Source organism: Clostridium sp. C1 (assembly GCF_018223625.1).
Classification (GTDB): Bacteria; Bacillota_I; Bacilli_A; order Erysipelotrichales; family Coprobacillaceae; genus Allocoprobacillus.
On sequence record NZ_CP073631.1, the window covers coordinates 213,532 to 235,935 of the forward strand.

Annotated in this window: 22 protein-coding genes and 1 pseudogene; 20 read left to right on the forward strand and 3 right to left on the reverse strand. The window is 28.0% G+C overall.

Translation table 11 applies throughout. The features are described from left to right. The first annotated feature begins 182 nt into the window (after positions 1-182). The 3 genes from KEC48_RS01030 to KEC48_RS01040 are packed head-to-tail and all read left to right on the forward strand — an operon-like array spanning position 183 to position 3,629. On the forward strand, positions 183-584 hold the full coding sequence (locus KEC48_RS01030; RefSeq protein WP_211963832.1) for a PrgI family protein: 402 nt from the start codon (positions 183-185) through the stop codon (positions 582-584). Further along, a complete protein-coding gene (locus tag KEC48_RS01035; RefSeq protein WP_211963833.1) occupies positions 541-2,883 on the forward strand; it encodes a VirB4-like conjugal transfer ATPase, CD1110 family in 2,343 nt (780 codons plus the stop codon). Before KEC48_RS01030 ends, KEC48_RS01035 begins: the two co-directional genes overlap by 44 nt. After that, positions 2,883-3,629, forward strand: coding sequence for a DUF6674 family protein (locus KEC48_RS01040; protein ID WP_211963834.1), 747 nt, complete (start codon positions 2,883-2,885; stop codon positions 3,627-3,629). Before KEC48_RS01035 ends, KEC48_RS01040 begins: the two co-directional genes overlap by 1 nt. A 27-nt stretch (positions 3,630-3,656) precedes the next feature. On the opposite strand, the gene KEC48_RS01045 is transcribed toward KEC48_RS01040, so the two are convergent. Next, positions 3,657-4,022 (reverse strand): hypothetical protein, encoded by a 366-nt coding sequence (locus KEC48_RS01045; protein WP_211963836.1) that lies wholly within the window; start codon positions 4,020-4,022, stop codon positions 3,657-3,659. Positions 4,023-4,152: 130 nt separating this feature from the next. On the opposite strand from KEC48_RS01045, the gene KEC48_RS01050 reads away from it, so the two are divergent. Beyond that, entirely contained in the window at positions 4,153-5,709 is a 1,557-nt protein-coding gene (locus KEC48_RS01050) for a lysozyme family protein (RefSeq protein ID WP_211963837.1), read from the forward strand. Positions 5,710-6,196: 487 nt separating this feature from the next. Here the strand turns inward: KEC48_RS01050 and KEC48_RS01055 are convergent, their stop codons facing one another. Both KEC48_RS01055 and KEC48_RS01060 read right to left on the reverse strand, forming a co-directional pair. Beyond that, a complete protein-coding gene (locus KEC48_RS01055) occupies positions 6,197-6,895 on the reverse strand; it encodes a GHKL domain-containing protein (RefSeq protein WP_211963839.1) in 699 nt (232 codons plus the stop codon). A 546-nt stretch (positions 6,896-7,441) separates the two neighbouring features. After that, complete coding sequence (locus KEC48_RS01060; protein ID WP_211963841.1) at positions 7,442-8,122, reverse strand: LytTR family DNA-binding domain-containing protein; 681 nt, start codon at positions 8,120-8,122, stop codon at positions 7,442-7,444. 249 nt (positions 8,123-8,371) lie between these two features. Between KEC48_RS01060 and KEC48_RS01065 the strand changes: the two genes are divergently transcribed. From KEC48_RS01065 to ftsA, 16 genes and pseudogenes are all read left to right on the forward strand, one after another. Further along, positions 8,372-8,791 carry a hypothetical protein gene (locus tag KEC48_RS01065; protein WP_211963843.1) on the forward strand — a complete coding sequence of 140 codons (420 nt, stop codon included), beginning with the start codon at positions 8,372-8,374 and terminating at the stop codon, positions 8,789-8,791. 327 nt (positions 8,792-9,118) lie between these two features. Continuing rightward, positions 9,119-9,985 carry a hypothetical protein gene (locus KEC48_RS01070; RefSeq protein ID WP_211963845.1) on the forward strand — a complete coding sequence of 289 codons (867 nt, stop codon included), beginning with the start codon at positions 9,119-9,121 and terminating at the stop codon, positions 9,983-9,985. Between the two features lie 73 nt (positions 9,986-10,058). Beyond that, complete coding sequence (locus tag KEC48_RS01075) at positions 10,059-10,481, forward strand: hypothetical protein (protein ID WP_211963848.1); 423 nt, start codon at positions 10,059-10,061, stop codon at positions 10,479-10,481. A gap of 17 nt (positions 10,482-10,498) precedes the next feature. Continuing rightward, a complete protein-coding gene (locus tag KEC48_RS01080; RefSeq protein WP_211963850.1) occupies positions 10,499-11,098 on the forward strand; it encodes an ABC transporter ATP-binding protein in 600 nt (199 codons plus the stop codon). Between the two features lie 1,047 nt (positions 11,099-12,145). Beyond that, the gene (locus tag KEC48_RS01085) at positions 12,146-12,607 is read left to right on the forward strand and encodes a sigma-70 family RNA polymerase sigma factor (protein WP_211963852.1); all 462 of its coding nucleotides are present in this window, start codon (positions 12,146-12,148) and stop codon (positions 12,605-12,607) included. A 63-nt stretch (positions 12,608-12,670) separates the two neighbouring features. Further along, complete coding sequence (locus KEC48_RS01090; RefSeq protein WP_211963855.1) at positions 12,671-13,036, forward strand: recombinase family protein; 366 nt, start codon at positions 12,671-12,673, stop codon at positions 13,034-13,036. Between the two features lie 68 nt (positions 13,037-13,104). Beyond that, complete coding sequence (locus KEC48_RS01095; RefSeq protein WP_211963857.1) at positions 13,105-13,527, forward strand: sigma-70 family RNA polymerase sigma factor; 423 nt, start codon at positions 13,105-13,107, stop codon at positions 13,525-13,527. Positions 13,528-13,965: 438 nt separating this feature from the next. Continuing rightward, positions 13,966-14,346 (forward strand): type II toxin-antitoxin system PemK/MazF family toxin, encoded by a 381-nt coding sequence (locus KEC48_RS01100; RefSeq protein ID WP_249191389.1) that lies wholly within the window; start codon positions 13,966-13,968, stop codon positions 14,344-14,346. Positions 14,347-14,429: 83 nt separating this feature from the next. Continuing rightward, positions 14,430-14,567 (forward strand): hypothetical protein, encoded by a 138-nt coding sequence (locus tag KEC48_RS01105; protein WP_211963865.1) that lies wholly within the window; start codon positions 14,430-14,432, stop codon positions 14,565-14,567. Between the two features lie 119 nt (positions 14,568-14,686). Continuing rightward, on the forward strand, positions 14,687-16,258 hold the full coding sequence (locus KEC48_RS01110; protein ID WP_211963867.1) for an AAA family ATPase: 1,572 nt from the start codon (positions 14,687-14,689) through the stop codon (positions 16,256-16,258). A gap of 150 nt (positions 16,259-16,408) precedes the next feature. After that, on the forward strand, positions 16,409-18,049 hold the full coding sequence (locus KEC48_RS01115; RefSeq protein WP_211963869.1) for a recombinase family protein: 1,641 nt from the start codon (positions 16,409-16,411) through the stop codon (positions 18,047-18,049). 39 nt (positions 18,050-18,088) lie between these two features. Then, positions 18,089-18,202 (forward strand): annotated as a pseudogene (locus KEC48_RS01120) (FtsW/RodA/SpoVE family cell cycle protein); the annotation flags it as partial. Positions 18,203-18,224: 22 nt separating this feature from the next. Next, positions 18,225-19,313 carry an undecaprenyldiphospho-muramoylpentapeptide beta-N-acetylglucosaminyltransferase gene (gene murG / locus KEC48_RS01125; protein WP_211963873.1) on the forward strand — a complete coding sequence of 363 codons (1,089 nt, stop codon included), beginning with the start codon at positions 18,225-18,227 and terminating at the stop codon, positions 19,311-19,313. Positions 19,314-19,315: 2 nt separating this feature from the next. Then, positions 19,316-20,227, forward strand: a complete 912-nt coding sequence (gene murB / locus KEC48_RS01130; RefSeq protein WP_087358526.1) for a UDP-N-acetylmuramate dehydrogenase — start codon at positions 19,316-19,318, stop codon at positions 20,225-20,227. A gap of 9 nt (positions 20,228-20,236) precedes the next feature. Further along, the gene (locus tag KEC48_RS01135) at positions 20,237-21,004 is read left to right on the forward strand and encodes an FtsQ-type POTRA domain-containing protein (RefSeq protein ID WP_087358524.1); all 768 of its coding nucleotides are present in this window, start codon (positions 20,237-20,239) and stop codon (positions 21,002-21,004) included. Positions 21,005-21,125: 121 nt separating this feature from the next. After that, positions 21,126-22,403 carry a cell division protein FtsA gene (gene ftsA / locus KEC48_RS01140; protein WP_087358522.1) on the forward strand — a complete coding sequence of 426 codons (1,278 nt, stop codon included), beginning with the start codon at positions 21,126-21,128 and terminating at the stop codon, positions 22,401-22,403. Position 22,404 lies beyond the last annotated feature (1 nt).

Consider the following 22,404-nt stretch of genomic DNA (forward strand, 5'->3'; position numbering starts at 1 on the left):
TATAGCTAAATGTTATTTAAAATATAGTAATATTTTATTATACTATCATGAATATAAAAAATGTTAGTAAAATATAAAATCAGTAACATTTTGAATAAAGTTTGTGAACATATATAGAAAATAAAATTAAATTAGTACAAATAATTATATTTTTTGATAAGAAAAAGAAAGAAGGTGTATAAATGGAAGTTAAAATTAATAAAGAAATAAGAAACTATACAGAAAGCATTGTCTTGGGACTAACTCTTAGACAGTGTTTTTTTTCTGTGTTGGCATGTTTTGTTGCAGTTATAGTGTATTTTATATTTATAGATGTATTAGGTCTTGAAGTGACAAGCTGGTTATGTATTGTTGTGGCCATACCATTTGCTGCTTTGGGATTTGTTTCATATCAAGGTATGAATTTTGAGCGAATATTAATCAATGTATGGCGTTCATTTTTGATGAGTCATCGTCAACTTACTTTTAAACCATATAATTTATATTATGAAATATTAAAAGATTATATAGAAAATCAAAGAAAGGAGTCAATGAATCCAAATGATAAAAAGCTACGAAAAATTAAGAAAACAAAACAAAGATAAAATAAAAGTGCCAAAACGAGCACAGGACGTTATTGATATTGATACCATCTATAAAGATGGTATTTTTTGTTCTGGAAATAAGTATTCTAAAACGTATTGTTTTAAGGATGTCAATTACTCTGTTGCCTCTAAAGAGGAAAAGGTCAATTTATTTTTAAATTACAGTGAATTATTGAATTCATTGGATAGTTCTACTACAACCAAGATTACTATCAATAATCGAAAGGTTAATATACAAGAATTTAAGAATCATATATTGATTCCCTTAAAGGGGGATCACCTTGATAAATATCGAAATGAGTATAATGATATGCTTCTTGAAAAAATATCAGGGACAGATAGCATCAAGCAAGAAAAATATATAACGATTACTGTTTTTAAAAATAACATTGACGAAGCAAGAAATTTTTTCTCAAGAACAACAGTTGAATTGTCATCTCATTTTTCAAAATTAGGTTCTTCTTTAGAAGAACTTGATGCAGTAGAAAGACTAAAAATCTTACATGATTTTTATCGAAACGGAATGGAAGAACATTTTCAATTTGATTTTAATGATTTTATGTACAAAGGACATGATTTCAAAGATGCAATCTGTCCTTATCAGCCAGAGTTTTATAATAAGTATTTCAAATTGGGAGATAAATATGGTCGAGTATTATATCTATCAAATTACGCAAGTTATATCAAGGATGGATTTGTCGCTGAACTTTGTTCATTAAATAGAAATCTTATGTATAGCATGGATATTATAACCGTGCCTACTGATGAAGCTATTAAGGAAGTTGAAAATCGTCTTTTGGGAATTGAAACCAATATTACGAACTGGCAAAGACGTCAGAATGCCAATAATAATTTCAGTGCTGTGATACCTTATGATATGGAAAATCAACGTAAGGAAGCAAAGGAATTTCTTGATGATTTGATTGTTCGCGATCAAAGGATGATGCTTGGTTGCATGACAATTGTTCATCTTGCAGATTCAAAGGAAGAACTTGATAATGACTCAGAGTTATTGATGGCTACTGCAAGAAAGTATATGTGTGAATTATCACCACTTGCTTTTGCTAGTCGACAACTTGATGGGCTCATGAGTGTATTGCCTATTGGTATCAATAAATTGGATATTGTAAGAACATTACTTACTGAAAGTCTAGCTGTTTTTATTCCCTTTAGAGCACAGGAAATTATTGATGAAGGTGGAATCTGGTTTGGACAGAATGCTATTACAAACAATCTGATTTTGTGCAATAAGGAAAAACTGATGAATCCTAATGCATTTCAATTAGGGGTGCCGGGTAGTGGAAAGTCTTTCTTAACAAAGGAACAGATTATCTTTATCGCCTTAGCAACAGACGATGACATTATTATTTGTGATCCAGAATCAGAATATTCATTGCTTGTAAAGGAGCTAGGTGGAGAAGTCATTCAAATATCAGCCGGGAGTCCTAATCATATCAATGCAATGGATATGAATGAAGGATATGGAGATAGTGGAAATCCAGTAGGCGATAAATCTCAATTTATCATATCATTATTTGAACAACTTGATAGAGATGGTATTAAACCAAGTGAAAGAAGTATCATAGATAGATGTGTTACACTTGTCTATCAAGATTATTATCATACCAATCAAATACCAACACTTATATCTTTAAGAAAAAAGCTTCTTGAACAACCTGAAATAGAAGCAAGAAGTCTAGCATTAAAACTGGAATTGTTTACAGATGGCTCACTTGATGCCTTTGCACATGAAACGAATGTCAATGTGAATAATCGTATTATATCATATGATATTTTTAAGCTTGGAAAGCAACTCAAGACAATGGGATTATTAGTCATCACAGACGCTATGATTAATCGTGTCAATGATAATTGGAGAAAAGGGAAAAGAACACATATTATCATTGACGAATTTCATGTTGTCTTTGAAAACGATGAAAGTGCAAGTTTCTTTAATTCAGCATGGCGACAATTTAGAAAACGTGATGGTTATCCAATTGGAATTACGCAGAATGTAGAATATTTGTTGGATAGTGTACAGGCGAGTACAATGCTTTCTAACTCTGAGTTTGTTGTGATGTTGAATCAGGCATATCAAGATAGAGAAAAATTAGCAACATTGTTGAATATCAGCGATGAACAGTTGACCTATATAACAAATGCACAGTCAGGGTGTGGTTTAATTAGATATGGAGGAAGTCTAGTTCCGTTTGTAAATAGGTTTCCAAAGAATACTGAATTATATAAATTAATGACGACAAAGCCATCGGATAGAGAAATGAAAGGAAGTGACAAATAATGGATAAGCAGTTACCTATTATGAATGATCCTATTGTAGAGGAGTATATGTCAATATTGTTTGATAACAATCAACATAAGGAATATGACAATACAAAGGATTTAGTTGAATATATTGAGAGCATGGAAAAACAATTTGAAATTCTTACACAAGAATTAAGAGCTATAAAAGAACAGTTGAACAGTATGCAAAATCCAACAATGAAGATGAGAATGCAATCCACATTAAATAAGATACAAGATATGGTTAATATAAGTATGAACAAATTGAATGATTTAAAAAGCAACTTAAAAAATTCCATGAAAGATTGTATTCAATTCTTTAAACAACAAGGTAAAAGAGGTATTGTTAAAATGATTGATTTATTGCATATAAGAGATGGTTTAAATGGATTACAGAAAACTTTGATAAAAGCACTCAATCGAACAAATCACATGATACAGACAGTTGATTCTATGACAGTAGAGATGAAAAATGCAAAAAGAAATATCAAGAACATTGGATTATTGCTTGTTGGTAAAAAAGCAAATCATGAAAACCATGACTTATCTAAGCTTAATTTTATACAAAGATCATCTCGCTCTATGCATCAATTATTTAAAGGAATGGCTATGAAAACTTCAAAGATGATGAATCAATTGGACAATTTCAAAAGAGAATCGGTCAGAGGTCATTTAAAACTTATTTCAAGTCAATCGAATCATCAAAAGAATAACAAGAATATAAATAAAGACCAGATTCGATAGTTCAATAAATATGAAAAAAGAGATTTCTTATTTTGTTTTAGGAATAAGGAATCTCTTTTCTAATATGTATTCTTTCATTACTTTTTCTATTTCATATGTTAGCTTATTATCATAGTTCGAACAATGTATGCCATTGATTGTTCCAAGAGTAAATCCTTCTATAAAATCATAATATCGGTATAGATTAGAAAGATTCATATATGTATCAAATAATTTCTGTGTGAGAATAGAAAATTCTGTTTTTTGATTAGTTGAAGCAATCCGATTCATTTCTTTTTTTAGACTTTTTATTTCTTTAATAATTGTTAAATATTGCTGATCATGTGTTATAGCATCAGAATAAATTTCATCTTCTAAATATAAGTCAAATATCATTTTCATATGTTTATCCATTATTTTGTCACCTCATGTTTATTTTAAATTACATATTGTTTTTAAACAAATGTGCGATAACTTATTTTGTATGTTTGAAAGGAAGTGTTGAAATTGATAAGATTAAAAATTTATGAAAAGGAAATGAAATATGAGAGATATTAAAACAAGAGAACATCATCAGTTTATAAAAACAAAAAATAAAAAAGAAAATATGAAACATTTTGTTAAGAAAAATCAAGTTTTAAAAAAGAAACGAAATGATATTCATAAACAGAATAATGAAGATTATGAAAATGAAGCCACTAATAGAGTGGTTGATTATGAAAAGAAGACTGCATATGATATACAACACTACAGCAAACGTATCATGCAAAAAAGGAAAATCAAAAGTGTTGAAGATAAATATGAAACCAATGAAAAAAGCATAAATAATCATTTAAAAGATAATAAGAACGAATCATTGATGAATTCAAAGATATTGACTGTTTCAAATAAAAAAGTAAAAAATGAGGGAACGACTCTATTTAGTGATAAAGCTAATGACCATTATCATTATCAAATGAAATCTCATTTTATAAGTAAACATAAAAATAAAATTAAAGAATTAAAACAAAATACACAAAACTTACAGAAAACATCATCTACAGGTATAAAATTATTTAAAGGAACAGTCAATGTTGTAAAAAGAAGTATAACTGGTATTAATCAGTTTATAACATTAGGAATGGGATTGATATTGTTGATTGTTATTACACTTTTTATTGGTGTATTTTCTGCATTATCAGATGATTCGAGTGTAGAAAATGGAACAATGTATGTTTCAGCCGAAGTCTTATCATATACAAATACCATTGAAAAATATGCAAAAGAATATGATATTGCTGATTATGTACCTTTGATTCAAGCAGTCATGATGCAAGAAAGTGGTGGCAAAGGATATGATCCAATGCAATCATCAGAATGCCCATATAATACAAAATATCCAAATGTACCTAATGCTATACAAGACGCTGAATATTCAATAGATTGTGGTGTACATTATCTTTCTGGCTGTATGAAAAGAGCAAATGTAAAGAGTGTTTCAGATATGCAAAATATCTCACTAGCACTTCAGGGATATAATTTTGGTAATGGTTATATTGAATGGGCTGTTGAACATTTTGGTGGTTATACAAGGGCTAATGCAAAAGTATTTTCAGATGAAATGAAAGCTAAATTGCAAATAGATGTTTATGGTGATCCTGACTATGTTAAACATGTTTTAAGATATTATCATATAGGTAACGGTGATATTGTTGCAGTAGCAAAATCACAGATAGGAAATATTGGAGGAAGAAAGTATTGGGAATGGTATGGATTTGATTCACATGTTGAATGGTGTGCTATTTTTGTAAGCTGGTGTGCAAATGAAAGTGGAGATTTAAATACAAATATTCCAAAATTTTCAAGAGTAGAAGATGGCATACAATGGTTCAAAGATAATAAAAAATGGGCAGATAAGAATTATAAGCCCAAAGCAGGAGATTTGATATTCTTTGATTGGAATAATGACGATGATCCTGATCACGTTGGAATTGTTGAATCATCTGATAATCAATATATTTATACAATAGAAGGTAATAGTAATGATGAATGCAGAGAAAAGAAGTATACGTTAAGAAATAAGGTGATAATTGGATATGGACAGGTATGTATATCTAAATAATAAACTATTAATTATATGGTCACATTATATCTAAAAGTTTATATTTATTTCAATAATTAGAGTTGAAATAATTTTCATGGGCTATCTGATCTAATTGTAATACTTTTTTATTTTAACTCCGTTTTTTTGAGTCTTTCTACTGTTTTAGCGATCATTATTTTTTGGTTAATGTATAATGACATTGACAATTATTTATGGAGGTCATTGTTTACGTCAATAAACTGTGCTAAGGCTAAATCAAAAATCATGAGTCATATCACTTTCAATAAGCTTTTCTTCAATAATGAATATATCTGCAGAAATTTTTTCTTAAATGTCTTTTACCCTTTAGAAGTTGTTTGCCCTGAATGTGGTTGTGTTTATTTTGTTTTGCTCAAGTGTAGAAACAATGTCTACACTTGTTCTCAGTGTTCACATCAAGTTTATCTTTTTGCAAGAACTATCTTTCAGGACAACAAATTACCATTATATATGTTTCTTTATGATATTATAAAGGTAAATACAATTCAACATAAAAAAACATACTATCGTTGTAAAATTTAACTTTTCCATTATTTTTTTTAACAAGTTTTTTTATACTTTCGATACCATATCCATGTCCACTGTCTTTTTTTTGTGATGTATTTAGACAAACTTTTGAATTAGGGTCGATAGTATTTTTTATTTGAAAATAATAATTATTATTTTGAATTGTAGAATATATAATAATTTTATTTTTAGTTTTAGCATTACAGTGTTCAATTGCATTTTCCAAAATATTCCCTAATATAATGTAAATGTTTGTGTCTTTAAGTAAACTTTGATTTTGAAAGAAATTTGTAATAATATCAATATTTTTTTCTTTTATAATAGGCATATAATAGCTAATAATAATGTCTAAACATGAATGACCAGTATTAATAATTTTTTCTTGATTATCAAGATAATGAAGGTGTTCTATCACTGTTTTTTTTATTTGATAAGGATTGTTTTCGTATTGATCTAATATAGATAATAAGATGTGTTTCATATTATGTTTGAGTTGACGTATTTCTTTTTCATTTTCTAACATTTTTTGAAATTCAAGAGTCTGTTGTTTTATAATACTATTAATAAATTCATTTTGTTTAATTGTTTTATTATAAATGTTTTTTAAAAATATCATATAAAAAAAGAGTAAAATTATCAATCCAATAATTAATTCCATACTGTAAGTAGAAGATATATATATAGTCTTTTTATACAAATCAGTATAAAAAGACAGAATGACTAAAAAAAAACTACATATTAAAAAAATAATATATTTTTTTTTGGATAAATATTCGATTATAGATATATGAAGGTTTTTAAATAGATAAAATATGGTTAGTACAGCAAGAAAAATGATTGGAAAACAAAAGAATATATTAACTGATATGATGGGAGAAATTCCAAAAAAATCTACAATAAAAAGGCATAAAAGTGTAATAAAAATAATAAAGTAATTTATAAAAACAGAATAGTATATAGCATGATAATTATTTTTTAACAAGAATTTGTAAAGCAAAAAGGTCAAACACAAAATAATACTGATAGATAATAATGTATTAAAATTTATTTTATATAATAATATATATAAAAAGTAATATGAGATAGAAAAATAAAATAGAACCATTAAAGATAAATATATTTTTTTAATTTTGGCTATTCTTTTTATAAACAATGTTGGTAATAATGCAATTAGAAGACAATCAATTATAGATAGCAGCATTATTTATCCCTCCTTATGATGAAGATAAAATAATCTATTAATAGCGTTTATTTGTCCACGTCTTATGACAAAAGAAATGTCGTTGATATAAACATAGCCATTTTTTATTTCTGTGACATAGTTCCAATTAATAATAATAGATCTGTTAAGTTTATAGAAATCTAGATTTAATTTTTTATATAGTTGTTTCAATGTAAGGGAAGTTTCAAATGTGTTTGATTGAACTAGATGTATAATACATTTATGTTGTACTGATTCAATATACATTATTTCATTTAAACGAATATTTTTTGTTATCCCTTTATAGGAAATTGATAAAAAATTATCTTGTATTCTATGAGATATACTTACAAGTGTTGTTATTAATTCTTCATCAATATATTCTTTTCTAATAAAATTATATGGTTGAACTTGAAATGTATCAAAAACGAGTTCATGATGTAAGCTTAAAAAGACAATAAAAGTATTTTTATAAGTATTTATATATTTCTTAGCTATAGAGATACCATCTTGATGAGGCATTTCAATATCTAATATAAGAATATCGTATTGAATTGAATAATCAATGTAAGATGGATCATTAATAAAAGTAAAATCTATAGTATTTACTTGATTATGGCAAGAGAGAATATTCATTATTTTTTTTAATAAAGCTTCATCATCGTCAATAATACAACAATTCATCAAATCATCTCCTCGTCTTGAAATATTATACTCATATTACCATAGATTACAGATTTTTAAAATATATACTTTTTGTTTTTATTTATCACTCAGTATATAAATATATCTGACATTTCATTCTATTAAAGTTGTTATCGTAAGTCCAAAATGCATTTTAGGTAATTACACATACACTTTATGATATACATATTGAATGGAGAAAAATGCTTTGTTATGATGTTTATAAATTAAAAGGAAGGAGGCAAATCAATGGAAAAAAGAAATTCACGTTTACTTGGTTTATCTTTAAGTTTACTGATAGCTGCATCAGCAGTTGTTGGTGCTTCAGCAGCATCAGCCGGAGGTACATGGGTAAGTTATACACATAGCGGTATTCCTACTTTTGGAGGAACATCATATAACACAACTAAATTGAATAAAAAAGTAACAGTAAGTACAAGTGGATCTATGATGGCTACATCTACTTTGCCAGCTTTAGGAACATATGGACGATTAATTAGTACACAGAAAAGAGATCGTTCTGATGCTATTTCTTTAACAAAACATAAGCAAGCTATGAAGACATCAGCTGATAAAGGCGAATCGGTTGGAGATAAAGTTTCATCAAGTGCTTTAGAATTTAATAAAACGAAGGTTACTGTAAAATTTTCACCTGATAATCTTACATAGTTATGATGCTCAAGTAAAGGAATAGATTTTCTATTCCTTTATTGTTATTGTGAATAAATAGCAAATTTCTGTATATTTAAACATGTGTTTGGTTTCTATAAGAAAAGTATAAGGATACTGTAGAAAAATTATTCAAGTATAAATCAAGCTTTGAGGAGTAGAACATATAAGATAAGAATAGATTTAGAACGCAAAAATAAAACTATTATCTTTGAAATAGAAAATAGAATCAAAAGATTGATTATAACTTGTATAGACATAGATTATGAAATTAACAATCTATAAAACCAAAATTTTACATTACATATTATACGAGGAGGTGTGTTAATGAAATATATAGTGGATACATTTTCAAAACAAAAAGAGTTATTTAAATTAAAAAAAATATATGTTTATATATTATTTTCATTTTGTGCTGTAGCATTTATTGTACATTTTGTATACAGTATGGAATATGGTAGTTATACAGCTACTGAAATTAAAGAGTTATTAGTTATATCACCTGATGTTGGCTACAAACTCTATTATTATATACAGCATTCAGGTTTGTACGTACTCTTATACATTTTTTTGATATTTATTATTCCTAATCTTTATATAATTAATTTTATAAGTCAGAAGAATAATAATTTTACGAATTTTCAAATTACAAGACTAGGTTATAAATATAACATGGAAATAGAAACGTTTTTTATTTTTTTATCAACTTTTATCTATGTAGTATTATTAAATATTTTTATTTGTGTAATTATTCATGTATTTTATTTCCAATTTCAAAATAGTTTCTATAATGATGCAGTTTATGATATGACGAGAATGATATGCTCAAATCAACTTTTGAATATTATTATTTATATATTGTTATCAAGTATAGGGTACGGATTGTTTGCAAGCCTCATTTATAATATGCAAGTTTTTGTTAAAAATACATACGTTTTTAGAGGGTTAGGTCTTATTTTAGGAATATTATTATATACTTTACCAGCGATAGTTGCTTCGTCTATATCCATTTATTTTTTTCGTCTTTTTATTGGTTCATTATATTTACCCTATATTTTAAATCCTGGAATCGTTTATATGCCTGCGATTGAGTCAAGCCCTTTATTATTATTTTTATTAGGAATCATAATGTATAGTGTATTATGCTTATTTTTAATGAAATTAAGATTCATAAAGGAGTACAAAAATGAATAATTGTTTGATTAAATGCATAAACAAAAAGGATATAATATATTTTATGTGTTTGTTTTTATCGGTAATTATTATAATGAATCGTGACGATGCAATAAATATGATTGTTTCATCAAATTATCCATCACTAATTATTTATAATTGTTTTTTTATATGGTTATTTAAAAAGAATTTAGTTATTCAAAAAATAAATAATTTCATTATTACAAGAAAAAAATACAATTCATTTATCAAGCAGATTTTTTTAAGTAATATTTGTTTAGGTATCTCATTTTCTATAATTTTTTCCATCTTTATGTTGAACTACAGCACAGGAATTAAGAATGGTACGATGAGTATTTTGGTTTATTATATGGTTATTTATACTTTGATTATAGGAATAGGATCATTGATTATTTCTTTTCAGTCAATTGTTGATAAAAATATGTTATGCTTATTTGTTCCTATAGCAATTCAATTGACTTTTCATTATTATTTTGTATCGATTTATTTTGTTTAAAAAAGGAGATAGATATGATGTTAAAGATTGAGCATGTTTCAAAAAAATTTAAGAATAAAGAAGTTTTAAAAGATATAAATTTTTCAATAGAAAAAGGTGAGCTTATTTATTTATATGGAAAAAATGGAAGTGGAAAGTCTACATTATTAAAAATGATATGTGATATTTTAGAACCAACACAAGGTAAAATTACTATCGCTGAAAATACAATAATAGGAGCCTTGATTGAAAATCCAGGATATATCGAATTAGAATCAATGAAATTTAATTTAAAATATCTAGCCTCCTTAACACGACGTTATGATGAAGATAAAATAGGAAAGCTATGTGAGTATTTTGAATTGGATATTAATGATAAGTCTTCCATGAAAACATATTCAGTTGGAATGAGGCAAAAGGTTGGTATAATACAAGCAATTATGGAGGATCAAAATTTGATTTTATTTGATGAGCCAACAAGAGGGTTAGATACAGATAGTATAAATAAATTTCAAAAAATTGTCAAAGAACTAGTGCTATCCGGAAAATCAGTAGTTATTGCGTCACATGATATGATGGAAGAATTAAATTTTAGTGTTATTTATAAATTAGAAAATGGTGTTTTATATAAAGAATGAAGCATATTAAATACATAATCATGTTAGTTTGCGCAAATGTACTCTTAGGGTTTTTTGTCACAGATCCACAAGATTATTTTATGACAAAATATATTTTTTCAAATAAAATTTTTTTACAAATGATTTCTATACTTATATCATATTTAAATGTTATGTATATTTATCATTTTATCATAGAGTATGCATACGTAGAATTATTGTCAAAAGTGAGAATTGGAAAAAGAATATATTCTATTTATTTTGGCTGGGTTATTATTTCTGCAATTATATATTTAATAATTAATTTGTTAATGGATATTTTGATGCTGCCTATTTCTCATGTTTATATTGTTTATATATTAGTTAATATAGCTATGCTTATCGTCTTTTCTTTTTCTTCGTTGTTAATAAAAAAGATAGATATTTCGATTTTTGTTACATTTTTATTATATATTTCGTTTCGAATATTTTTATTTTTTATTATTTCATAGATCATCTGAGTCACTTGTTGATTATTTCACGCGTTATGCACCACCGATACATAGTTTAAGCACTATTTTATAATATTTAATTCACATGTAAACACCATTAACACGCACGATTGGACCCACTTTTGTTATCATGGTATTGAGAGTAACAGACTCTCATCACTATAGCGAAAGGAGGGCCTTTTATTATGCCAAAAAAAAGTTTCTGTCAAACCTATTTTTGAATTACGTGCAGCTGGTATTTTAATGTGTAAAATAATCAATATACGTACAGTTAAAGTTTTAAATTTAAGTGTTATAGGATTGTATTAAACAAAATAATCGTAATATGTATATAAAATTATCTGTATAGTATTTAGTGAAATTTTGTACTTGATCTACAAATAATTTGATATATAAAATAGCAAATGCAAATTATTTGAAAAAATGTGTGAAAAATAATAAGTTTAATTTTTTGATTAGTCTATTCATATATTATAGAGTCATTCTATTAAAAAGAGGTTTTTCAGAATAGATGATTTATTATATCAGAGCACCACCTCCAATGATTTAAAGAAATTTAAATTATTGGAGGTATATAATGTATAAAGTTAATGACTATGAAAAAGAAGATTTTAAAAGAATAACAAACAAGGATGGATTAAATACATATTTTATAAAAGTTAATCGAATATATGTAGAAGTAGATAAAGAAATATATTTAACTTGTCTTAGAAGTTACATGAAAATAAAGTATAACAAAGAAAGAGAAGTAGCAAATTCAGTCCAGTATTATTCGGACATGGATTTAGCTACTTCTTTTATTTTTTGCAAAAATAAGAAGTTTGATTTTGTTCATCAAATATATGTAAGTGATTTAGCAAAAAAAGCTGTTCAAGAGATTTATCAATTACCTGATCAATATAAAAATATAGCAATCTGTATTTTTTTAAAGGAAATGACAATCTCAGAAACGGCGAATGAATTGAATATCCCTGTTTCTACAGTAGGAAAAAGAAAGATAAAAATACAACAAATTTTAAAAAATAAATTAAAAAAGTGAGAAAAATTCATTTTGTTTCTTATGTAAAGGGTGAAGGGATATTTCCCTGAAGGAGGAAACAAAATGGAAACATCAAAAGTATTTATTTATTGTCGAGTGCTATCTGAGGAAGCAAAGTCTTTACTTGAGTATCAGGAGGATGTATTAAGAGAATATGCAGATATGCTTGATATTGAAGTTTTTGCAGTTGCTAGAGAAATAGGGAGTGGTAAACACTTTGGCAGCAGAGGTATGGAAAAATTAATATATTATGTTGTCAATGAGAAGGTAAACATTATTTTTGTTTATGATAAAACAAGAATCTGTATTTATGATGAATTATTTGCTGAATTTAAGATGCTTTGTGATAAGCATGATGTATTGATTGTCACAATGGATGAGTTAAAACTTTTATATGATAAAAATTTGTTTTTAGGTCATGATGAGTAGTCATGACTTTTTTTTAAGCAGAGGACCACCATTTTTCTTTTTGATTTGAATATTGAGGAGGGAAAAATATGGTCTATAATCATGCAAAAGAAGAAAGTCAATGGAAGAAATGGAAAGAACAGGAAGAAAGATTATTACGTTCATTAAATGTAGATGAAGATATTATTATGGAATTAAGAAAATATGATTGGAATGCCTTTAAATTAGAGCGTAGAATTAGAGAAAAACAAAATTTGACAGACAATATATTTTTTTATAATTTGCCATATTATGATAAAAAAGAAATTTGTAGTGTTGAAGATTTGTTAAATGATATTGAAGATGAGTCGTTACTTCATTATCTATACCAAACGGATAAAACAACTTTAACCATTATTCTTCTTAAAATTTTGGGATATTCTACGAAAGATATATCTGAAATTTTAAAGATAAAATCATCTACAATATATATGAAGATACATCGTTTGAAAAATAAATTAAAAAACATGTAAGAAAATGAGTGCTTTCATCGGCTATATAAGTGAAGGGGTTAAAACCTCTTGAAAGCACATTGAAAACTGAATAACAATGCTGATAACGTTACTTACATATAAGCCCAATCATAAATACGCCATGATCATTGAAATAATGGGAGCGACTTCTATTTGATGATAATCATAATTTGCAACTATGAGGCGATGATTATGTAAGAATATAATGATACACATAATGAGTCATAGTCCGAGCAATTCGATTGTCGCAGACAAGACATTATATAGGTGAAAATCCTATGGATTCCTTTATGTTGCCTTAAAGAATATAAAGATTCGTGGAACTGTACATGCAAAGCAGTCTATCAGTGTTGTCAAAAACATATATAAATAAAACTAAAAGTTATCTATCATTTATCATAAGATAAATCCAAAATCAGATAACTTTTAGGATACATAATGAAAAGTAAAGGTGAGGAATATATGATTTTTCATGTTGAAAGAGGAGAAATTTATTTAGCTAATTTAGATCCGGTTGTAGGGAGTGAGCAAGGAGGAGTTAGACCAGTATTAATATTACAAAATAATGTTGGTAATTTTTATAGTGATACAACAATTATTGCATCTATGACATCATTACTAAAACATAAAAAACAGATACCTACACATTTTGTTGTTCTTGCTAGAGATGAATTGATACGAGATTCTATTGTCCTTTTAGAACAAATCAGAACCATTAGTAAATTAAGACTCATAAAAAAGATAGGTCAATTATCAATTGAAGAAATGAATGCATTGAATAAATGCTTATTTGTGAGTATGGGGATAAACATGCCATGAGTTATCAGTTTAAAATATCGTCATCCATTATGTAGGTATTTTTTTACATAATCAAAATATGTTTTATGTAGGGAGGTGTTTTCATGCCAAAAAAACGAGTAAGAAATTATACTATTAAATATAATTTTTCTATGGGTAAAGATGACATGAAGAAAATAATGGAAGATAGTTTTATAAAATATTTTAATCATAAGCAACAGAATCACACATTTAATCAATGAAAGTTAAATAATATGATAATAATGAAATCAGGTCTATTATATTTTTGTAGAAGTAAGATAAAAATAAAGATGATTAATGAGCATGGAAATGATATAATGGAAAAGAGAGGGTGATAAGCATGGGAATTTATTTAAATCCGACTAATCAAAATTTTTATGAAGCAGTTAATAAGGAAATATATGTTGACAAGTCATTGCTTATTCAACATATTGAATATTTAAGAAATAAGGTCAATAAATATATTTGTGTATCAAGACCTAGACGTTTTGGGAAAAGTACAGATGCTAATATGCTTGTTGCTTATTATTCTAAAGGTTGTGATTCTCATCATATTTTTGATTCACTCAAAATCAGTCAGACTGATCATTATTTAGAACATCTTAATCAACATCATGTCATTCATATCAATATGCAAAGCTTTTTAAGTAATACGCACAATATTGATAAAATGATACAATTACTAACAATGAGAATTTTAAATGAGCTCAAACAGGAATATTCAATCACTTTCTTTGATGAAACAAATCTTTCGTTATCTTTGGAAGATATATATGCATTCACAAAGAATCAATTTATTTTTGTCATAGATGAATGGGATTGTATCTTTAGAGAATATAAACAGGATAAAGAGGCACAGAAACAGTATTTAGATTTCTTAAGAAACCTATTGAAAGATAAGCCGTATGTAGAACTCGCTTATATGACAGGCATACTGCCTATTAAGAAATACGGAACACATAGTGCTTTGAATATGTTTGAAGAAATTTCTATGATTGATCCAGGATTATTATCTGAATTTATGGGATTTACCGAAACTGAAGTGCAAAATCTTTGTGTTCAATATAACATCAGTTATGATGAAATGAAGCAGTGGTATGATGGGTATCACATGACAAATGATATTTCAACTTTTTCTCCCCGTTCGGTTGTTTCTTCAATAGTCAGAAAACAATTTGGAAACTATTGGACATCAACGGAAACCTATGAAGCCCTACAGGTTTATATAGATATGAATTTTGATGATTTAAAGGATAATATCGTTCAACTATTATCAGGAGAGAGTATAGATGTTAATACAAGCAAATTCCAAAATGATATGACAACATTCAAATCAAAGGACGATGTCTTGACACTTTTGATTCATCTTGGTTATTTAGGATATAATAGTTCAAATCATACCTGCTATATTCCTAACAAGGAAGTATCAACGAGTTTTATTGATTCTATAGAAGATTCAAACTGGGAAGAAACGACAAAAGCCTTATTAAATAGCCGTGAACTTTTAGAAGCAACATGGAGAAAAGATGAAGAAGCTGTCGCAAGATATATTGAAGAAGCACATTTAAACACATCAATACTGACTTACAATGATGAAAATGCATTGTCATATACACTTGCTTTAGCATATATCTATGCTAGAAATCATTATACAATGATAAGAGAAATGCCAACAGGCGAAGGGTTTGCAGATGTTGTTTTGATTCCATATCGTGATAAACCAGCTATGATTATAGAGCTGAAATGGAATCAAGAAGTCAAGACAGCGATAGATCAGATTAAAGAGAAAAAATATCCAAAAGGATTAGAGAAATATAAAGATAACTTACTGATTGTCGGAATCAGTTATGATAAGAAAACAAAGAAACATACATGTCATATAGAGGAAATAGGAAAGGAACACTCAAAATAAGTGTTTCTTTTTTAGCTTATTCTTTTGTGAACTTTCATAGAATAGAAAAAGAAATAGGAAAAGATAAGCATTCATCGCACATTATGAAAGAGAAAAGGTGTTTGTTATAATCTTGGTGATGAACGTTTATTTTTAACAATTTAAGGAGGAATGATTGGTAAAACTATGAATACTTTAAAGTCAAATTATTCTGGATATTTAGTTGGTGCATATGAAAGATTATCAAAAGAAGATGACAGAGGAGATGAGAGTTCATCTATTGAAAGTCAGAAAATAATTATTGAATCATTTGCAAAATTTAATGATTTGAAAATTATAAGACATTATAGTGATGATGGATTTACAGGTTCAAATTTTAATAGACCGGGCTTTGAAGAACTAAAGAAAGATATAGAAGAAGGTCTTATCAATTGTGTTATTGTTAAAGATTTATCTCGTTTGGGGAGAGAACTTTATGAAACTGGGAGTTATATAGAAGAATATTTTCTTTCTAAGCAAGTGAGATTTATTGCGATTAATGATGGTTATGATTCTGATGTAGGAGATTCTATGTTAGGAATCCGATTAAGCGTTAATGATTTATATTTGAGAGATACTTCTAAAAAAATAAGGACGACATTTGATGCAAAAAGAAAAAGAGGAGATTATATAGGAACTTATGCTAAATATGGATACATGAAAGATCCTAACAATCCTAAACATCTTATTCCTGATTCAAATGTTTCTAACATTGTTGTTCAAATATTTGAATGGTTAGCTGAAGGTGTTGGAACAAGTACAATTGCACATAGACTTACTGCTATGAATATTCCAATTCCTTCAATTTATAAAAAAGAGAATAGAACAAATTGTCAAAAAAGTTTAAATGAAGGTAATGGAATATGGCGTCCTCAAACTGTTAAAGCTATTGGTAGTGATCAAATGTATTTAGGGCACATGGTTCAAGGAAGATGGAAAAAATTAAGTTATAATTCAAAAAAACTTATTGAATTGCCAGAATCACAATGGATTATTGTGAAAAACACACATGAACCTCTTGTAAGTCAAGAACTTTTTGATAAAGCACAAGTTACATTAAATAAGTCAAAAAAATATCGTGCAAAAAAAGAAAAAAAGTATTTGTTTCAAGGACTATTGAAGTGTAAAGAATGTGGACACAATATTAGTATCTATAGAAAGAAAATAAAAACTGGATATTCTTTATCAACTGAGTGTAATTATTATTCTAAATATAGTAAATACGGACTTTGTTGTAGTCATCGCATTAATTATGACTTGTTTGAAGAAGATATGTTACATTTTTTAAAAGAGATAGGTAAAAGATTCATGGAAAAATATGATGATCAAAAACTATTGGAGAATTCTTTACGAACAAAACGAAAAGATGAAGAAGAAATTCAAAGAAAACTTCAGTATATTGATAAAGAATTGGAAAAAAATCAGAATATTTTAAGTCATTTGTATGAGGATAGATTAAATGATGTGATCAGTGTTAGACAATATTCTTTAATGGCAAAGAAATATGATAATGTTCTAGAATCTTTAGAAAAACAGCAGGAAGAATTGAAAGAAAAGCTAAAAAAATCAAATGATAATCATCACTCCAATGAAATTAAAGAATGTAAAGAATTAATTGAACAATTTATGCAATTTGAGATGCCTACCAATGAATTGATGTATCAGCTTATTGATAAAATAGAGATAGATAAAGATAAAAATATTGAAGTCTTTTTTCGAGTTGATATAGGGAAATATTTAGATTTTGAAACAAAAAATGAGTATGAAAATTGATTAAAAATAAAACGTATTGATAAGTATCGTAATTGAAATGTCACAGGTGTAACCTTACCATTAATGTCCTATGGTGGCACAAGTTTGGTTATTACATTAATGAGTATAGGAATTTTAATTAATATCTCGAAATCTTGTCGGGATGTGTTATAATGAGAACTAGGAGTGGTGAGAGATGAAAATAATTGTGAGTGCAGGGGGAACAGGTGGACATTTGTATCCTGCTTTAGCCCTTGTTGAATATATAAAAACACAAGATCAAGATGCAGAATTTTTGTTTGTTGGAACAACAGATCGTTTAGAATCACAGGTTGTTCCACAATTAGGTTATGAATATCGTGGATTAGCTGTTAAAGGATTAGTAGGAAATCCAATTCAAAAATTAAAAAATGCTTTCATTTTTATCAAATCTTTAAAAAAGTCAAAACAGATTTTAAAAGAATTTCAACCGGATATTGTGATTGGTTTTGGTGGTTATCCAAGTGCTTCCATTGTCATGGCGGCATCCCAACTTAAAATTCCAACAATGATTCATGAACAGAATTCAATTATTGGGTTAACAAATAAAGTTTTAATAAAAAAAGTGAATAAGATTGTATGTTGTTATGAAAAAGCGTATAATGAATTCCCAAGTAATAAAACTGTTTTATTGGGGAATCCTCGAGCAAGTGTTGTTGCTCATCAAAAACTGAAAGATATTCATGATCTTTATCAGATTCCCCCTCATCGTCAGACAGTTGTGATTGTGATGGGAAGCTTGGGATCATCATCTGTTAATCGTGTGATGAAAGAAGCATTACGTCAAATGCAATATGATGATTATGATGTGATTTATGTCACTGGAAAAAATTATTATGATGAGATGAAAAATGAATTAGGTGATCTTCAAGATTCTATTCATCTTGTTAGTTATATTGATGATATGCCTAGTCTAATTTCCAGCTGTGATATTATTGTATCACGTGCTGGAGCAACAACTTTAGCTGAAATTACAGCTTTAGGTGCGGCTTCTATTATTATTCCAAGTCCTTATGTCGTTAAAAATCATCAGGAATATAATGCTATGGAATTAGTGAATGCGAAAGCGGCACGTATGATTTTAGAAAAAGACCTCAGTGCCGAAAGATTTGTAAAAGAGGTTAGAGAATTATTAAAAGATCAGGCATTATTGCAATCATTCAAGGCTCATGCATGTCAATTAGGAAAACCACATGCTTGTGAAGATATATATCAAGAAATTTTGAAAACACTAGAAAGGAAATAAGCATGGATTTTGAAAATATATTTTATGATTTAGTTGATTTACAGTTGGGTGAAATTTTAGAAAATGAACCTTTATATAAACATACAACATTTAAAGTAGGAGGTCCTGCCAGATTATTTATTTATATTGAAAATATTGAAGCGTTAAAAAGAGGAATACAATATTGCCGTGAACACCAGGTTAAACATATGGTCATTGGTAGAGGATCAGATTTGTTGTTTTCTGATAAAGAATATGAAGGGGTTATCTTTTCATTAAAGAATTTAAATAAAGTCCATTTTAATGGTGTGGAAATACGAGCTCAAGCAGGAGTCAGTATGATTTATCTGGCATATGAAGCTGCTAAAGTGGGACTATCAGGTTTTGAATTTATGGGTGGTATTCCAGGAACGATTGGTGGAGGCGTTTATATGAATGCTGGGGCTTACAAGTATTGTATAAGTGATGTTTTTACATCGGCTTTGATATTGAATGAAAAAGGTGAGCTTATGACATTAAATCGTGAGCAGATGCAATTTAATTATCGTCAGTCCATCTTACAAAAACATAAAGATTGGGTATTGATAGAAGCAACTTTTACGATGACATCACGTGATCCTAAAGATATTATGCAGGTTTTAGATAAACGTAAAGAAAAACGTATGGCAACACAGCCTTGGAATTTTGCCAGTGCTGGAAGTATTTTTAGAAATCCTGATGAAAAACCTGCTTGGCAGTATATTGATGAATGCCAGTTAAGAGGCTATGAAATTGGTGGAGCACAGGTTTCACCTAAACATTCTAATTTTATTGTGAATAATGGCTATGCCAGTGCCAAAGATATATTGGATTTGATTTTATTGGTTGAAAAAACGGTATTTAATCGTTTCGGTGTGGAACTGGAAAAAGAGGTTATTTTAATTAATTGGGAGTAGGTGAAAGATATGGCTAAAGAACAATACTATTTTAATGAACATGATGAAAATCAGACTCAGCTTTTAAGAAAAAATAGAAAGAAGAAAAAATTAAAACGTAAAATTAAAATTGTTATTGTTCTTTTGTTGTTGTTGCTGGTTGCAGGATATTTTATAAGTGATTATTCCCGTGTGCAAACTATTGTGATTGAAGGACAGCAGGAAGTTTCAAAAGAAGAAATTTTGGATACCATTTCTGTTCATAAAGGAGATGTGCTTTTGTTTGTCAATACAGGTCATGTTGAAGATGAAATTTCACAATTACCATTTATTAAAAAGGTGAGAGTTACCAAATCGTTACTAGGGTCCGTCCGTATTGAAATAGAGGAGGCTCAAAAGGTCGCTTATTGTGTTATTGGTAAAAAGACATATGTTATTGATGAATTGGGTAATGTCAGTGAAACGAAAGATCAAGATTTAATTACCTCGTTGCAGGCAACACCACGTATAACGCAATTTAAAGATTTAAAATTATTAAAGCAGTTTGCTAAAGAATACGTAAAGATTCCAGAAATTGTTAAAAGTCAGACGAGTGATATTTTGTATGATCCTCAAAAAGCTGATGAAACACGTTTGAAATTTATTATGGATGATGGAAAAATCTTATATTTACGTATTGAGGATATGGCTGATCAACTCAATAATAGATATGATTATGTGGCAAATAAAGAAGCATTTAAAAATAAATGTGTCTTTAGTTTTGAGGGAAATTATGTTTATATGAAAGATTGTGAATAATGCATTTTTAAAATGCATTATTTTTTGTCTTGATGAGTTCTTTTTCGTCATTTATATATTTTCTTATGATTAAAATTATGCTACAATAGTAAAGAAGTATTTTTTTGAAGGAGAAGCGTATATGAAGAATATCTATGCTGTATTAGATATAGGAAGTGCAACGGTTAAATTGCTTGTTGGTGAGGTTGTAAGTGCAAATATTAATGTGCTTTTTGCCAAGAAAATCACTAGTCATGGAATTCGTAAAGGTCAAATTGAAAACATGCCTGTTGTTGTCAGTGAAATTAAACAGCTTATTGATGAAGCATCAAAATCTCTGGGAGCAATGATTTCAAAAGTGGCTTTATGTATACCGTCTTTTCATGCCCATATCTATCAAAGTGATGGGATTACAAAAGTTAATTCTCCTTTGGATCAAATTACAAGTGAGGACATTGTTCGTGCTTTAAAACTTTCCAAACGTTTTGCTTTAAAAGAAGATGAGGAAATTATTTCTGTCATTCCAGCAATGTTTTATTTGGATACGAAATCAATGAAAGATATTCCAATTGGTGAAAAATCAGCATCATTGAAAGTGGAATCATTAGTTATTACTTCAAGAAAGAAGTTATTATATGGTTATATTAACGCTGTTGAAAAAGCTGGAGTGGAAGTTTTAGATATTACAATTAATGCTTATGCTTGTGCAAAGGAAGCATTTGATGATGTTTATCTTCAAGAAGGGGCAATTTTAATTGATGTTGGATATCGTAATTCAACGATTGCTTTTTTTGAAGATGGTTATTTAAAATATATTGCACAGGCTCATGTGGGTGGTTATGATTTGACAAGAAAAATAGCAACATCATGGCAAATTCCTATGGATAAGGCAGAATTATATAAGGTGAAATATGGAACATGTGATCTTCGTATTGGAGATGAAGATGTTATACATACAACAAGTCAAAATGATGTGGAAAAGCATTTTACTCAAAAAGATTTGGCGCATGTCTTATCTGAAGGTGTTCAGGAGATTATGGAAGTCATTAAGACAAAAATAGAAGTCATTAATGACGGTAGAAGTTATGAAACAGTGATTGTTGGTGGCGGGGGAGAATTACCGGCTATTGATGAGGTTGCAACACAAGTTTTAAATAGTGCTGTCAGAACCTATCGTCCTGATACCATTGGAGCACGTGATATGTCATTTGTTTCTTGTCTTGGTATGATGTATTATCTGAATGATCGTTTGAAAATTTTTGGACAAATAGATTCGTCACTCGTTTTGCCAGATATTTCTAATACGATGAGTATTCGTTTTAAAGGATTAACGAAAACAAAGACTGCTTATAGTTCAGATACAAAGAAAAAGGGAAAATTGACGAAAGTAATTGAAAATTTATTTAGTGAAGAAGATTAAT

What these genes read in the sequence shown, in the direction of transcription:
- KEC48_RS01060 (WP_211963841.1), bottom strand. Translation starts at nt 8,122, where the DNA reads ATGAATTGTTGTATTATTGACGATGATGAAGCTTTATTAAAAAAAATA.
- KEC48_RS01100 (WP_249191389.1), top strand. Translation starts at nt 13,966, where the DNA reads ATGAAAAGTAAAGGTGAGGAATATATGATTTTTCATGTTGAAAGAGGA.
- KEC48_RS01050 (WP_211963837.1), top strand. Translation starts at nt 4,153, where the DNA reads ATGAGAGATATTAAAACAAGAGAACATCATCAGTTTATAAAAACAAAA.
- KEC48_RS01035 (WP_211963833.1), top strand. Translation starts at nt 541, where the DNA reads ATGATAAAAAGCTACGAAAAATTAAGAAAACAAAACAAAGATAAAATA.
- KEC48_RS01115 (WP_211963869.1), top strand. Translation starts at nt 16,409, where the DNA reads ATGATTGGTAAAACTATGAATACTTTAAAGTCAAATTATTCTGGATAT.
- KEC48_RS01095 (WP_211963857.1), top strand. Translation starts at nt 13,105, where the DNA reads ATGGTCTATAATCATGCAAAAGAAGAAAGTCAATGGAAGAAATGGAAA.
- KEC48_RS01090 (WP_211963855.1), top strand. Translation starts at nt 12,671, where the DNA reads ATGGAAACATCAAAAGTATTTATTTATTGTCGAGTGCTATCTGAGGAA.
- KEC48_RS01040 (WP_211963834.1), top strand. Translation starts at nt 2,883, where the DNA reads ATGGATAAGCAGTTACCTATTATGAATGATCCTATTGTAGAGGAGTAT.
- KEC48_RS01030 (WP_211963832.1), top strand. Translation starts at nt 183, where the DNA reads ATGGAAGTTAAAATTAATAAAGAAATAAGAAACTATACAGAAAGCATT.
- KEC48_RS01135 (WP_087358524.1), top strand. Translation starts at nt 20,237, where the DNA reads ATGGCTAAAGAACAATACTATTTTAATGAACATGATGAAAATCAGACT.
- KEC48_RS01070 (WP_211963845.1), top strand. Translation starts at nt 9,119, where the DNA reads ATGAAATATATAGTGGATACATTTTCAAAACAAAAAGAGTTATTTAAA.
- KEC48_RS01085 (WP_211963852.1), top strand. Translation starts at nt 12,146, where the DNA reads ATGTATAAAGTTAATGACTATGAAAAAGAAGATTTTAAAAGAATAACA.
- murB (WP_087358526.1), top strand. Translation starts at nt 19,316, where the DNA reads ATGGATTTTGAAAATATATTTTATGATTTAGTTGATTTACAGTTGGGT.
- KEC48_RS01080 (WP_211963850.1), top strand. Translation starts at nt 10,499, where the DNA reads ATGTTAAAGATTGAGCATGTTTCAAAAAAATTTAAGAATAAAGAAGTT.
- KEC48_RS01045 (WP_211963836.1), bottom strand. Translation starts at nt 4,022, where the DNA reads ATGGATAAACATATGAAAATGATATTTGACTTATATTTAGAAGATGAA.
- murG (WP_211963873.1), top strand. Translation starts at nt 18,225, where the DNA reads ATGAAAATAATTGTGAGTGCAGGGGGAACAGGTGGACATTTGTATCCT.
- ftsA (WP_087358522.1), top strand. Translation starts at nt 21,126, where the DNA reads ATGAAGAATATCTATGCTGTATTAGATATAGGAAGTGCAACGGTTAAA.
- KEC48_RS01075 (WP_211963848.1), top strand. Translation starts at nt 10,059, where the DNA reads ATGAATCGTGACGATGCAATAAATATGATTGTTTCATCAAATTATCCA.
- KEC48_RS01055 (WP_211963839.1), bottom strand. Translation starts at nt 6,895, where the DNA reads ATGGAATTAATTATTGGATTGATAATTTTACTCTTTTTTTATATGATA.
- KEC48_RS01065 (WP_211963843.1), top strand. Translation starts at nt 8,372, where the DNA reads ATGGAAAAAAGAAATTCACGTTTACTTGGTTTATCTTTAAGTTTACTG.
- KEC48_RS01105 (WP_211963865.1), top strand. Translation starts at nt 14,430, where the DNA reads ATGCCAAAAAAACGAGTAAGAAATTATACTATTAAATATAATTTTTCT.
- KEC48_RS01110 (WP_211963867.1), top strand. Translation starts at nt 14,687, where the DNA reads ATGGGAATTTATTTAAATCCGACTAATCAAAATTTTTATGAAGCAGTT.